The sequence below is a fragment of the Streptomyces sp. NPDC052721 genome, assembly GCF_040678315.1.
Lineage (GTDB): Bacteria > Actinomycetota > Actinomycetes > Streptomycetales > Streptomycetaceae > Streptomyces.
This window is the reverse complement of record NZ_JBFATL010000011.1, coordinates 24,210-37,062: the sequence shown is the minus strand read 5'-3', so window position 1 is coordinate 37,062 and position 12,853 is coordinate 24,210. Positions and strand designations below refer to the sequence as shown.

General features: G+C 71.9%; 12 protein-coding genes. 11 read left to right on the top strand and 1 reads right to left on the bottom strand.

Annotated elements, in window-relative coordinates; all coding sequences use genetic code 11:
- The first annotated feature begins 171 nt into the window (after positions 1-171).
- The 10 genes from AB0L21_RS13370 (at position 172) to AB0L21_RS13325 (ending at position 9,188) form a co-directional block, all read left to right on the top strand.
- On the top strand, positions 172-1,155 hold the full coding sequence (locus AB0L21_RS13370; protein ID WP_365783977.1) for a DUF2520 domain-containing protein: 984 nt from the start codon (positions 172-174) through the stop codon (positions 1,153-1,155).
- Positions 1,152-2,144, top strand: a complete 993-nt coding sequence (gene panC / locus AB0L21_RS13365; RefSeq protein ID WP_365699226.1) for a pantoate--beta-alanine ligase — start codon at positions 1,152-1,154, stop codon at positions 2,142-2,144. Before AB0L21_RS13370 ends, panC begins: the two co-directional genes overlap by 4 nt.
- Complete coding sequence (locus AB0L21_RS13360) at positions 2,141-3,838, top strand: L-aspartate oxidase (RefSeq protein WP_365699227.1); 1,698 nt, start codon at positions 2,141-2,143, stop codon at positions 3,836-3,838. Before panC ends, AB0L21_RS13360 begins: the two co-directional genes overlap by 4 nt.
- 28 nt (positions 3,839-3,866) lie before the next feature.
- A complete protein-coding gene (nadC, locus tag AB0L21_RS13355; protein ID WP_365699228.1) occupies positions 3,867-4,844 on the top strand; it encodes a carboxylating nicotinate-nucleotide diphosphorylase in 978 nt (325 codons plus the stop codon).
- 5 nt (positions 4,845-4,849) lie between these two features.
- Positions 4,850-5,647, top strand: a complete 798-nt coding sequence (locus AB0L21_RS13350; RefSeq protein WP_030651508.1) for a type III pantothenate kinase — start codon at positions 4,850-4,852, stop codon at positions 5,645-5,647.
- Between the two features lie 879 nt (positions 5,648-6,526).
- On the top strand, positions 6,527-7,195 hold the full coding sequence (locus tag AB0L21_RS13345; protein ID WP_365784129.1) for a hypothetical protein: 669 nt from the start codon (positions 6,527-6,529) through the stop codon (positions 7,193-7,195).
- Positions 7,196-7,242: 47 nt separating this feature from the next.
- The gene (locus AB0L21_RS13340) at positions 7,243-7,419 is read left to right on the top strand and encodes a hypothetical protein (RefSeq protein WP_365699229.1); all 177 of its coding nucleotides are present in this window, start codon (positions 7,243-7,245) and stop codon (positions 7,417-7,419) included.
- A gap of 228 nt (positions 7,420-7,647) precedes the next feature.
- On the top strand, positions 7,648-8,106 hold the full coding sequence (locus AB0L21_RS13335) for a BlaI/MecI/CopY family transcriptional regulator (protein ID WP_365783975.1): 459 nt from the start codon (positions 7,648-7,650) through the stop codon (positions 8,104-8,106).
- A 9-nt stretch (positions 8,107-8,115) separates the two neighbouring features.
- Positions 8,116-8,649, top strand: coding sequence for an amino-acid N-acetyltransferase (locus AB0L21_RS13330; protein ID WP_030651520.1), 534 nt, complete (start codon positions 8,116-8,118; stop codon positions 8,647-8,649).
- 203 nt (positions 8,650-8,852) lie between these two features.
- Positions 8,853-9,188: an Lsr2 family protein gene (locus tag AB0L21_RS13325; RefSeq protein WP_365699231.1), complete on the top strand. Its 336-nt coding sequence runs from the start codon at positions 8,853-8,855 to the stop codon at positions 9,186-9,188.
- On the opposite strand, the gene AB0L21_RS13320 is transcribed toward AB0L21_RS13325, so the two are convergent.
- Positions 9,167-9,844: an SCO3374 family protein gene (locus AB0L21_RS13320; protein ID WP_365783972.1), complete on the bottom strand. Its 678-nt coding sequence runs from the start codon at positions 9,842-9,844 to the stop codon at positions 9,167-9,169. The two genes, AB0L21_RS13325 and AB0L21_RS13320, sit on opposite strands and share 22 nt — an antisense overlap.
- A gap of 448 nt (positions 9,845-10,292) precedes the next feature.
- Here AB0L21_RS13320 and AB0L21_RS13315 point away from each other — a divergent pair, with 448 nt between their 5' ends.
- Positions 10,293-12,815, top strand: coding sequence for an ATP-dependent Clp protease ATP-binding subunit (locus tag AB0L21_RS13315; RefSeq protein WP_014674145.1), 2,523 nt, complete (start codon positions 10,293-10,295; stop codon positions 12,813-12,815).
- The last annotated feature ends 38 nt before the right edge of the window (positions 12,816-12,853 follow it).

Sequence of the window (12,853 nt, the reverse complement as noted above, 5' to 3'; positions counted from 1 at the left end):
GGACGAAGACGTGAGTGCGGAGGCGGGCGAAGACGTGGCCGCAGGGGCGGGCGTAGACGTGGTGAAACCCACAGCCTGTGGACAACCGGCCGCCGCCCCACCCGATAGCGTTAACATGACGAGAAATCGTCCGGTACCCAGAGCGGACTGGAACGGGAAGGCCGCCGTCGCGTGAGTACAGTCCACCAGCCAGACCTCAAGGACCGCCCCGCGCGGCTCACCGTCGGCGTCGTCGGCGCCGGTCGCGTGGGCCCCGCGCTGGCCGCGTCCCTCCAGCTCGCCGGGCACCGCCCGGTGGCCGTCTCCGGAGTCTCCGACGCCTCCCGCAGGCGCGCCGAGACCATGCTCCCGGACGTCCCGCTGGTGCCGCCCGCCGAGGTGCTCCAGCGCGCCGACCTGGTGCTGCTCACGGTCCCCGACGACGCCCTGCCCGGCCTGGTCGCCGGCCTCGCCGAGACCGGCGCGGTACGGCCGGGACAGCTGCTCGTGCACACCTCCGGCCGGTACGGCGCGAAGGTGCTCGACCCGGCCCTGCACGCGGGCGCGCTGCCGCTGGCCCTGCACCCGGCGATGACCTTCACCGGCACTCCGGTGGACGTCCAGCGGCTCGCGGGCTGCTCCTTCGGCGTCACCGCGCCCGAGGAGCTGCGGCTGGCCGCCGAGGCCCTGGTGATCGAGATGGGCGGCGAACCCGAGTGGATCAGCGAGCAGAACCGCCCGCTCTACCACGCGGCCCTCGCGCTGGGCGCCAACCACCTCGTGACCCTGGTCGCCCAGTCCATGGAACTGCTGCGCGCCGCCGGTGTGGCGGCGCCCGACCGGATGCTCGGCCCGCTGCTCGGGGCCGCCCTGGACAACGCCCTGCGCTCCGGCGACGCCGCCCTGACCGGCCCGGTCGCGCGCGGGGACGCCGGAACGGTCGCCGCGCACATCACCGAGCTGCGCAAGCACGCCCCGCAGACCGTGGCGGGCTATCTGGCGATGGCCCGCGCGACCGCCGACCGCGCGCTCGCCCACGGCCTGCTGAAGCCGGAACTCGCCGAGGACCTCCTCGGGGTACTCGCCGACGGAGGTCACGCGAGCCGGGGAGGCGAGGGAACCGACGGCACGAACGGCTCCGACGGCACGACCGGCACCGAGGGGAACGACCGATGAGCACCGCCCTGCTGAGCACCGCCGAAGAGCTGCACGCGCGGGTGCGCCACGGCCGCCGCGCCGTCGTGATGACCATGGGCGCCCTGCACGAGGGCCACGCCACCCTCATCCGCACCGCGCGCCAGGTCGCCGGCGCCGACGGCGAGGTCGTCGTCACGGTCTTCGTCAACCCGTTGCAGTTCGGCGCGGGCGAGGACCTGGACCGCTACCCGCGCACCCTGGACGCCGATCTCAAGCTCGCCGAGCAGGCGGGCGCGGACGCCGTGTTCGCGCCGTCCGTGGACGAGGTCTACCCGGGCGGCGAACCCCAGGTGCGCGTCTCCGCGGGCCCCATGGGCGAGCGCCTGGAGGGCGCCTCGCGGCCCGGGCACTTCGACGGGATGCTCACCGTCGTCGCCAAGCTGCTGCACCTCACCCGCCCCGACGTCGCCCTGTTCGGGCAGAAGGACGCCCAGCAGCTGGCCCTGATCCGGCGCATGGTGCGGGACCTCAACTTCGGCGTCGAGATCGTCGCCGTACCGACCGTCCGCGAGGAGGACGGGCTCGCCCTGTCCAGCCGGAACCGTTACCTCTCGCCGGACGAGCGCCGAACCGCCCTCGCGCTCTCCCGCGCGCTGTTCGCCGGCCGGGACCGGCACGCGGCGCAGGAGGCGCTGCGCGCGCGGGCCCGGGAAGTGCCCTCCACGCACGCGCGTGCCGAGGCGCTGAGCGCCATAGGGGAGTCCCGCGCGGCGGCCGACGCGCACGCGGTGGCCACCGCCGTGCCCGGCGGCCCGGCGGCCGTCCGCGCCGCCGCCCGGCAGGTCCTGGACGAGGCCGCCCGCTTCGACCCGCCCCTCCGGCTGGACTACCTGGCGCTGGTCGACCCCGCCGACTTCACCGAGATCGGCGACGACTTCACCGGCGAGGCCGTCCTCGCCGTCGCCGCCCGGGTCGGCACGACCCGGCTGATCGACAATCTGCCTCTCACCTTCGGAGCCGCCTCGTGACCAGCACAGGCATACGACTGCACGCACCCGCACCCGGGTGGAGCATCCGCGCGGACGTGGTCGTCGTCGGCTCCGGAGTGGCCGGCCTGACCGCTGCACTGCGCTGCGAGGCCGCCGGGCTCACCACGGTCGTCGTCACCAAGGCCCGCCTGGACGACGGCTCCACGCGCTGGGCGCAGGGCGGCATCGCCGCGGCCCTCGGCGAGGGGGACACCCCCGAGCAGCACCTGGAGGACACCCTGGTGGCCGGCGCGGGCCTGTGCGACGAGGAGGCCGTACGGATCCTCGTCACCGAAGGCCCCGACGCCGTCCGGCGGCTGATCTCCACCGGCGCCCACTTCGACACCGACGACGAGGGCGACATCCACCTCACCCGTGAGGGCGGCCACCACCGGCGCCGGATCGCGCACGCGGGCGGCGACGCGACCGGCGCGGAGGTCTCCCGGGCGCTCGTGGAGGCCGTACGCGCGCGTGGGCTGCGCACGATCGAGAACGCGCTGGTCCTGGACCTGCTCACCGACGCCGAGGGCCGTACGGCCGGGGTCACCCTGCACGTGATGGGCGAGGGCCAGCACGACGGCGTGGGTGCCGTCCACGCCCCCGCCGTCGTCCTCGCGACCGGCGGCATGGGCCAGGTGTTCTCGGCGACCACCAACCCGTCCGTGTCGACCGGCGACGGTGTGGCGCTGGCGCTGCGCGCGGGCGCCGAGGTCAGCGACCTGGAGTTCGTCCAGTTCCACCCGACCGTGCTGTTCCTCGGCGCGGACGCCGAGGGCCAGCAGCCGCTCGTCTCCGAGGCGGTGCGCGGCGAGGGCGCGTACCTGGTCGACGGGGACGGGGTGCGCTTCATGGCGGGCCAGCACGAACTGGCCGAGCTGGCGCCCCGGGACATCGTCGCCAAGGGCATCTTGCGGCGGATGCTGGAGCAGGGCGCCGAACACATGTACCTCGACGCCCGGCACTTCGGCGCCGACATGTGGGAGCACCGCTTCCCGACCATCCTGGCCGCCTGCCGCGCCAACGGCATCGACCCGGTCACCGAGCCCATCCCGATCGCCCCGGCCGCCCACTACGCGTCCGGCGGCGTCCGCACCGACGCGCGGGGACGCACCACGGTCCCGGGCCTGTACGCGTGCGGCGAGGTCGCCTGCACCGGCGTGCACGGCGCCAACCGGCTCGCCTCCAACTCCCTCCTCGAAGGCCTCGTCTACGCCGAACGGATCGCCGCCGACATCGCCGCCGCCCGCGCGGCGGACGGCCTCCACGCGCGCGTGCCCGTACCGGTCCCGGACCCCGGGAAGCCGGCCCACCCGCTGCTCACCCCCGAGACCCGCTTCGCCATCCAGCGGACCATGACCGAGGGCGCGGGCGTGCTGCGTTCCGAGGAGTCCCTCGCCAGGGCCGCGGACCAGCTCCAGAAGCTGCACACCGAGGCCCGGGACGCGCTGGAGGAGAACGGCAAGACCGCCGAGCCCGGCGTGGACACCTGGGAGGCGACCAACCTCCTGTGCGTGGCCCGGGTCCTGGTCGCCGCCGCCCGGCTGCGCGAGGAGACCCGCGGCTGCCACTGGCGCGAGGACCGCGCCGAGCGCGACGACGCGATCTGGCGGCGCCACATCGTCGTACGGCTCAATCCGGACCGGTCGCTGGCCGTACGCACCACCGACACCGCAGACTTCCCCCCTGTCCGGTAACACCAGCGCCCCAGGAGCAGTGACAGACGTGAGCACCGACGACCTTCCCCTCGCCTCGACCGGCGGCTGCGGCGACGGCTGCACCTGCGGCGCCGAGGGCGACGAGGAATACCTGGAGTGCGGGCTGGACCCCGCGCTCGCCGAACTGCTGGCCGCTGCCGGACTGGACCCGGTCGAGGTCGAGGACATCGCCAACGTCGCCATCCAGGAGGACCTGGACGGCGGCGTGGACGTGACGACCGTGTCGACCATCCCCGAGGACGCGGTGGCCACCGCCGACTTCACCGCGCGCGAGGCGGGCGTCGTGGCCGGCCTCCGGGTCGCCGAGGCCGTGCTCTCCGTGGTGTGCACGGACGAGTTCGAAGTCGAGCGGCACGTGGAGGACGGCGACCGGATCGAGGCCGGGCAGAAGCTGCTGTCGGTCACCACGCGCACGCGTGACCTGCTCACCGCGGAGCGCAGCGCGCTGAACATCCTGTGCCGGCTGTCCGGCATCGCGACCGCCACGCGCGCGTGGGCGGACGCGCTGGAGGGCACCAAGGCGCGCGTGCGGGACACCCGCAAGACGACGCCGGGCCTGCGGTCGCTGGAGAAGTTCGCCGTCCGCTGCGGCGGGGGCGTCAACCACCGCATGTCGCTGTCCGACGCGGCCCTGGTGAAGGACAACCACGTGGTCGCCGCCGGTGGCGTCGCGCAGGCCTTCAAGGCGGTACGGGAGGGCTTCCCGGACGTGCCGATCGAGGTCGAGGTCGACACCCTGCACCAGCTGCGTGAGGTCGTGGACGCGGGCGCCGACCTGATCCTGCTGGACAACTTCACGCCCGGCGAGTGCGAGGAGGCCGTCGGCATCGTCGGCGGGCGGGCGCTGCTGGAGGCCTCCGGACGGCTGACGCTGGCCAACGCGCGCGCGTACGCCGAGACGGGCGTGGACTTCCTGGCCGTCGGCGCGCTGACCCACTCCTCGCCGATCCTGGACATCGGCCTGGACCTGCGCGAGGCGGAGTAACGGCCATGCTCCTCACGATCGACGTCGGCAACACGCACACCGTCCTCGGTCTGTTCGACGGCGAGGACATCGTCGAGCACTGGCGCATCTCCACGGACGCGCGCCGCACGGCGGACGAGCTGGCGGTACTGCTCCAGGGCCTGATGGGCATGCACCCGCTGCTCGGCGAGGAGCTGGGCGACGGCATCGACGGCATCGCCATCTGCGCGACCGTCCCGTCGGTGCTGCACGAACTGCGCGAGGTCACCCGGCGGTACTACGGCGACGTACCCGCCGTCCTGGTCGAGCCGGGCGTGAAGACGGGCGTGCCGATCCTCACCGACAACCCCAAGGAGGTCGGCGCCGACCGGATCATCAACGCGGTCGCGGCGGTCGAGCTGTACGGCGGCCCGGCGATCGTCGTGGACTTCGGTACGGCGACCACCTTCGACGCGGTCTCCGCGCGCGGGGAGTACGTCGGCGGGGTCATCGCGCCCGGCATCGAGATCTCCGTGGAGGCGCTCGGGGTCAAGGGGGCGCAGCTGCGGAAGATCGAGGTGGCCCGGCCGCGCAGTGTGATCGGCAAGAACACGGTCGAGGCGATGCAGGCGGGCATCGTCTACGGGTTCGCCGGGCAGGTCGACGGGGTCGTCAGCCGGATGGCCCGGGAGCTGGCCGACGACCCGGACGACGTGACGGTGATCGCCACGGGCGGTCTGGCGCCGATGGTGCTGGGTGAGTCCTCGGTGATCGACGAACACCAGCCGTGGCTGACCCTGATAGGCCTCCGCCTGGTCTACGAACGAAACGTCTCCCGCCTATGAGAAGGCCCGGCGCCCCACCATGCGCCGGCCCGCCCCGCGAACACCCCCGACCCGACCGAGAACGCCCCTGCCCCCACCCGGGCGCACACCGCGGCGCCACCGTGAGCACACCGGCCGGCCAGGGACACACCGTCCCCGCCGGAACGTCCCGGCCTCGCCAGTGACGTCGGCCCCTCGCCGGGGAGGCCGCCGGCCCTCGGCGACTCCAGTGGCCGGCCGGGGACACGATCGGGAACGCCGCTGGCTCGTCCGGCGGCTCCGCCAGGCTCGCTGTCGGCTTCGCCTGGTGGCACCTCCGGGCTCGTCACCGGCTTCGCCTGGTGGCACCTCCGGGCCCCGCAACCGGTCTCGCCGGGGAGGCCGCCGACGCTCGGTGACTCCAGTGGCCCGCCTGGGACACGATCGGGAACGCCGCTGACCTCGCCTGGTGGCACCGCCGGGCTCGTCACCGGCTTCGTCGGGCGGCACCGTCGAACCCCCGCCGGGGACTCCAGGGGCCTTGCCCCGCGACGCTCCCCGGCCTGGCCGGCGAAGTCGGCGGCCCGCCGGGAACGCCGCTCGCCTCGCCGTCAGCTGCCCCGCCGGGGACGTCGTGGGCTCCGCCAGTGCCGCCGGCCGCCTTCGCCGGGGACGTCGTGGGCCCCGCCAGTGCCGCCGGCCGCCCTCGTCCGTCGGCGTCAGCCGTTCCGCCGGTGGCGTCGGCGATCCCGTCCAGTGGCGCGAGCCGCCCTCGTCCGTCGGCGTCAGCCGTTCCGCCGGTGACACCGGATGAGCGAAAGCCGGAGCGACACGCGGGGGAATGGGATTCGAATTCGTCACTTTTGTCGGATTAGTGGGTAGCGTCGCCGCATGCCCACGCCATACGGATCCCGCGGCGGCATGGCGTTCGGCGTGGAGGAGCTGCGTGTGCTCCGCCGCGCCCTCGCCCTCGCCCTTCACCCCGGCCACGCCTCCGCCGAGGACGTGCAGGACTGTTTCCGGCTCGCCGAGTCGCTCGACGAGGCGATGTGCGAGGGGGCCAGACTGCGCGCCTTCCTGGTGGCCGACCTGGGCCGTTACCGGGCCGCCCTGCCGGGTACCGCCGCCGGCTACCTCACCCTCCTCGAGGAGGCGCTCGGTGCCGGGCACCGGCCGACGGCGGACGACCTCGCCGCGCTCCGGGCGCTGCGCGGGAACCCCGCGGCGGCGGCGTTGCTGGACCGCTGTCAGGCGCTGGCCGAGCAGGACGTACGGGCGCGGTTCGCGCAGGGCGGGCGGAAGGTGCCGCCGCCTGCGGTGCCGCCCGCGAGGACGCGTCTGCTGGCCCTTGCGGGCGGCGTGGGGGAGTCCGGGGCGCGGCAGGGCGAAGAGGAGGCCGACGGGCCCTCCGGGCCCCCGCAGGAGCCCGCTCGGGAGCCCGGGCAGAAGCCGGCGCCCGGTCCCTCGGAGCGGCCGGCTCCGGAACCGGTCGCTCCGAAGCGGCCCATCCCCACGCCCGGAGAGGTCTTCCCGCGCCGCAAGCCGACACCCCCGGCGCAGTGCGCGCCGCGCCGCCTGGCCGCGGGTTAGGGGCGCCCCGCCCCTTTCGGGCGTTCCGGCGTGGCTACTCTGGAGCCATGGACTACGTCTCCGCGCTCGTGCCCCCGGTCGTCATGGCCGTGTTCTTCGTCGGTGTGGTCAGGGTGATCGTGAAGACCCAGGGCGGAGCCGCCAAGGCCAAGGAGGACGCGGCCGTCGACGCCGCCCTCGCCCGCGCGGACGCCCGCAAGGCCTCCGCCGGCGGCGACGCCTGAGCGGACCGCGCCAGAGCGTCTCGATCACCGCAGGTCACAGCCCTCCGGCACGGCCTTCAGGCCATCCAGCGAGCCCGTCGGCCGGCCCGGCCGACTCTGGCCGTCCCTTGGCGTACGACTCCCCGCGCCCCGGCGCCACACGAGTCGTACGCCCTTTTTGTTCGCGTTTGTAGTCCTAGTGCACGTCCGGCACGCCATTGCCGGGATCTCCCACTATTGTTCTGAGTTGTGCCTCGCCCCTTGGGAGAACTCGAAGACGCGGTCATGACGCGGGTGTGGAAGTGGAACCGCCCGGTGACCGTTCGAGAAGTCCTGCAAGATCTCCAGCAGGAACGCACCATCGCGTACACCACCGTGATGACCGTTTTGGACAATCTCCATCAGAAGGGCTGGGTGCGTCGCGAGGCCGAAGGGCGGGCCTATCGATATGAGGCCGTGTCGACACGAGCCGCGTACGCCGCCGCCCTCATGAACGACGCCTGGTCGCAGAGCGACAACCCGGCCGCCGCTCTCGTCGCCTTCTTCGGCATGATGAGCGAGGAACAGCGCCAGGCCCTCAGGGACGCCGTACGCATCGTCCAGGGGCCGGAAGAAACCCGGGAAGCCCCCGAAGCCCGTCAACAGGAACCCGCCGAAGCCCGGCAAGAGGAGAACCCCGGCGCGCCGCAGGACACCGACGGGCGATAGCGTCCGCTCATGTCAGCAGAGCGTCCCGAAGTCTCCGCAAAAGCCATCACCGTCCGCCGGGCCCGGACCAGCGATGTCCCCGCCGTGCGCCGCCTCCTCGACGCCTACGTCCGCGACCGCATCCTGCTCGACAAAGCCACGGTCACGCTTTACGAGGACATCCAGGAGTTCTGGGTCGCGGAACGCGACGACAACGCCGAGGTGGTCGGCTGCGGAGCGCTGCACGTCATGTGGGAGGACCTCGCGGAAGTCCGCACACTGGCGGTGAAGCCCGGCCTCAAGGGCGCCGGCGTCGGTCACCAGTTGCTGGAGAAGTTGCTCCAGACCGCGCGCTGGCTCGGCGTTCGGCGGGTTTTCTGCCTGACCTTCGAAGTCGACTTCTTCGGGAAGCACGGCTTCGTGGAGATCGGGGAGACGCCGGTCGACACCGATGTGTACGCCGAGCTCTTGCGTTCCTATGACGAGGGCGTCGCGGAGTTCCTCGGTCTCGAACGAGTGAAGCCGAACACCTTGGGCAACAGCCGGATGCTTCTGCATCTGTGATCGTCATTGCCCCGGTGGCCTATGTCCGAAACGCGCATGTTTCCGGACGGGGGTGGTCCACAGAGTCACTCCCGAGGGTTTGTGTTTTTCCGGCAAAAGCGGTTTGCTTTCCGACGTACTGCAGTACTGCATATAACAGGGGCGGCGAAACGGCGGACGCCGCACACCCCTGGCCCTCAACGTTATCGATGAAAGGAAATGCGGTGGCACAGAAGGTTCAGGTCCTTCTTGTCGACGACCTCGACGGCGGCGAGGCGGACGAGACCGTGACGTTCGCGCTGGACGGCAAGACGTACGAGATCGATCTCACGACTGCCAATGCGGACAAGCTGCGCACGCTTCTTGACCCCTATGTGAAGGGCGGGCGTCGTACCGGCGGCCGTGCCTCCGGTGGGCGTGGGAAGGCGCGTGCCGCTTCCGGCGGCAACCAGGACACCGCGGCGATCCGCGCCTGGGCGAAGGAGAACGGTTACGAGGTCAACGACCGCGGCCGGGTTCCCGCGTCCATCCGCGAGGCTTACGAGAAGGCCAACGGCTGATCCCGCCGCCCGGCGGGATGCCCGGCGCACGCGCGCCGCAGCCGGACCCGGTGACACTGCGCTGCCACCGTGTCCACCAGTCGCACGAGATCGGGGGCGCTCCCCTCGCGTCCCACGGGGGGCGACGCCGGCATGGCCGGCATGGCGGGCAGCGAGGCCCCGGCCTCGCTTCCCGGACCGGGGGGCCGCAACCACACGGCGGCCCCCTGCGGGGATGGCTCGCGCGGAATTCCGGCCGGTACGGATTCAGGCCGTACGGCGGGGATCCCCGCGGGCGGCGGCGGGGCCTCCATCGTGTCGCCCGTCCCGAGGACGCGCAGGTCCAGGGCCACCGTGCCCCACTCCAGCCAGGCCAGCAGACCGGGCAGCTCCTCCGCGCCGCCCGCGGCCACCAGCAGCTGCATCCGGTCGCCCCGCAGGGCCACCGGGGAGCCCGGCGCGAGATGCCGGAGCGCCTTCGCGCCCGCCTCGGCCGGTACGTCCAGCACGTCGAACCGCACCCCCGTGCGCAGCCGTAGCGGCCGTCCGGGCACGGTCGGCCAGCCCAGCTCGTTCTCGTACCAGTGCCGGGCCCGGGCCTCGGGGCCGGCGGAGAGGCCGGCGGCCGGGGTGCCCGGATCGACGGGCCGGCGGGGAAGGGGGACCGTGGAGGTCATGGGGACCGAGCCAACCATGCCAGGAGCAACCGCCGGACCCCCCTTCAGGTTACGCTGAGTGGCCTGTCGGCTGCGCGGAGTGCCGGAAGAGGGGGCGCGTGGGGGTCCGTGGAGGCGCAAGGTTGTTCGCCCATAGCGGAGGGAACCGGTGCGCGCCGCATGGAGTGTCAGTCCCCGCGGGTAAGACATGCCTAGTGGGAGGGGGCGACACGCAGGAAAGGACGTCTCACGTTCGCCATCGGCGTACTGGCGACTGGGGTAACTGCCTGGCCTGCGGGAACATCGTCTCGCACCATCGGGTTGGAGCAGATGTCGGCGTCACGGGTCAGGAGGCCATCGACGGTGTCGGCAGTTGGAATGAGCGGTCCCCGCTTGCGGGACTAAGCTGCGGAAGGACAGGGAGGGGAAGTTCCCCCCACTGCCTGACCGCTCTGAGGAGCGATTAACGATGTTCGAGAGGTTCACCGACCGCGCGCGGCGGGTTGTCGTCCTGGCTCAGGAAGAAGCCCGGATGCTCAACCACAACTACATCGGCACCGAGCACATCCTCCTGGGTCTCATCCACGAGGGCGAAGGTGTCGCCGCTAAGGCCCTGGAGAGCCTCGGCATTTCGCTTGAGGCGGTCCGCCAGCAGGTGGAGGAGATCATCGGTCAGGGCCAGCAGGCCCCGTCCGGGCACATCCCCTTCACCCCCCGTGCCAAGAAGGTCCTGGAGCTGTCGCTCCGCGAGGCCCTTCAGCTGGGCCACAACTACATCGGCACGGAGCACATCCTGCTCGGCCTGATCCGCGAGGGCGAGGGCGTCGCCGCCCAGGTCCTGGTCAAGCTGGGCGCAGACCTCAACCGGGTGCGGCAGCAGGTCATCCAGCTGCTCTCCGGTTACCAGGGCAAGGAGACCGCCGCCGCGGGCGGCCCGGCCGAGGGCACGCCCTCGACCTCTCTCGTCCTGGACCAGTTCGGCCGGAACCTCACCCAGGCCGCTCGTGAGTCCAAGCTCGACCCGGTCATCGGGCGCGAGAAGGAGATCGAGCGGGTCATGCAGGTGCTGTCCCGCCGTACGAAGAACAACCCGGTGCTGATCGGTGAGCCCGGCGTCGGCAAGACCGCCGTCGTCGAGGGCCTCGCCCAGGCCATCGTCAAGGGCGAGGTGCCCGAGACCCTCAAGGACAAGCACCTCTACACGCTGGACCTCGGCGCCCTGGTCGCCGGCTCCCGCTACCGCGGTGACTTCGAGGAGCGCCTCAAGAAGGTGCTCAAGGAGATCCGCACCCGCGGCGACATCATCCTGTTCATCGACGAGCTGCACACGCTGGTCGGTGCGGGTGCCGCCGAGGGCGCCATCGACGCGGCCTCGATCCTGAAGCCGATGCTGGCCCGCGGTGAGCTGCAGACCATCGGTGCGACCACCCTGGACGAGTACCGCAAGCACCTGGAGAAGGACGCGGCCCTGGAGCGCCGCTTCCAGCCCATCCAGGTCGCCGAGCCGTCCCTGCCGCACACGATCGAGATCCTCAAGGGTCTGCGCGACCGGTACGAGGCGCACCACCGCGTCTCCATCACGGACGAGGCCCTGGTCCAGGCCGCGACCCTGGCCGACCGGTACATCTCGGACCGCTTCCTGCCGGACAAGGCGATCGACCTGATCGACGAGGCCGGTTCCCGGATGCGCATCCGCCGGATGACCGCTCCGCCGGACCTGCGCGAGTTCGACGAGAAGATCGCCGCCGTCCGCCGGGACAAGGAGTCCGCGATCGACTCGCAGGACTTCGAGAAGGCCGCCTCCCTGCGCGACAAGGAGAAGCAGCTCCTGGCCGCCAAGGCGAAGCGGGAGAAGGAGTGGAAGGCCGGCGACATGGACGTCGTCGCCGAGGTCGACGGCGAGCTGATCGCCGAGGTCCTCGCCACGGCCACCGGCATCCCGGTCTTCAAGCTGACCGAGGAGGAGTCCTCCCGCCTGCTGCGCATGGAGGAGGAGCTCCACAAGCGGGTCATCGGCCAGAACGACGCCGTCAAGGCGCTGTCGAAGGCGATCCGTCGTACGCGTGCGGGCCTGAAGGACCCGAAGCGTCCGGGTGGTTCGTTCATCTTCGCCGGCCCGTCCGGTGTCGGTAAGACGGAGCTGTCCAAGGCGCTCGCCGAGTTCCTCTTCGGCGACGAGGACGCGCTGATCTCCCTCGACATGTCGGAGTTCAGCGAGAAGCACACGGTGTCGCGTCTCTTCGGTTCGCCCCCCGGATACGTGGGCTACGAGGAGGGCGGCCAGCTGACGGAGAAGGTGCGCCGCAAGCCGTTCTCGGTCGTCCTCTTCGACGAGGTCGAGAAGGCCCACCCGGACATCTTCAACTCGCTGCTGCAGATCCTGGAGGACGGTCGTCTGACCGACTCCCAGGGCCGGGTCGTGGACTTCAAGAACACGGTCATCATCATGACGACCAACCTCGGCACCCGGGACATCTCCAAGGGCTTCAACCTCGGCTTCGCCGCCGCGGGTGACACGAAGACCAACTACGAGCGCATGAAGAACAAGGTGTCGGACGAGCTGAAGCAGCACTTCCGGCCCGAGTTCCTCAACCGCGTCGACGACGTGGTCGTCTTCCCGCAGCTGACGCAGGAGGACATCCTGCGGATCGTCGACCTGATGATCAGCAAGGTGGACGAGCGCCTGAAGGACCGGGACATGGGCATCGAGCTGTCCCAGTCCGCGAAGGAACTGCTGTCCAAGAAGGGTTACGACCCCGTGCTGGGCGCCCGGCCGCTGCGCCGCACGATCCAGCGCGAGATCGAGGACACGCTCTCGGAGAAGATCCTCTTCGGCGAGCTGCGCCCCGGTCACATCGTGGTCGTGGACACCGAGGGCGAGGGCGACGCCGCCACCTTCACCTTCCGGGGTGAGGAGAAGTCGGCACTGCCGGACGTCCCGCCGATCGAGCAGGCCGCGGGTGGGGCTGGGCCCAACCTGAGCAAGGAGTAAGCGTCAGTCTCCTGCGGTTCAGCCGGACATGAGGGGCC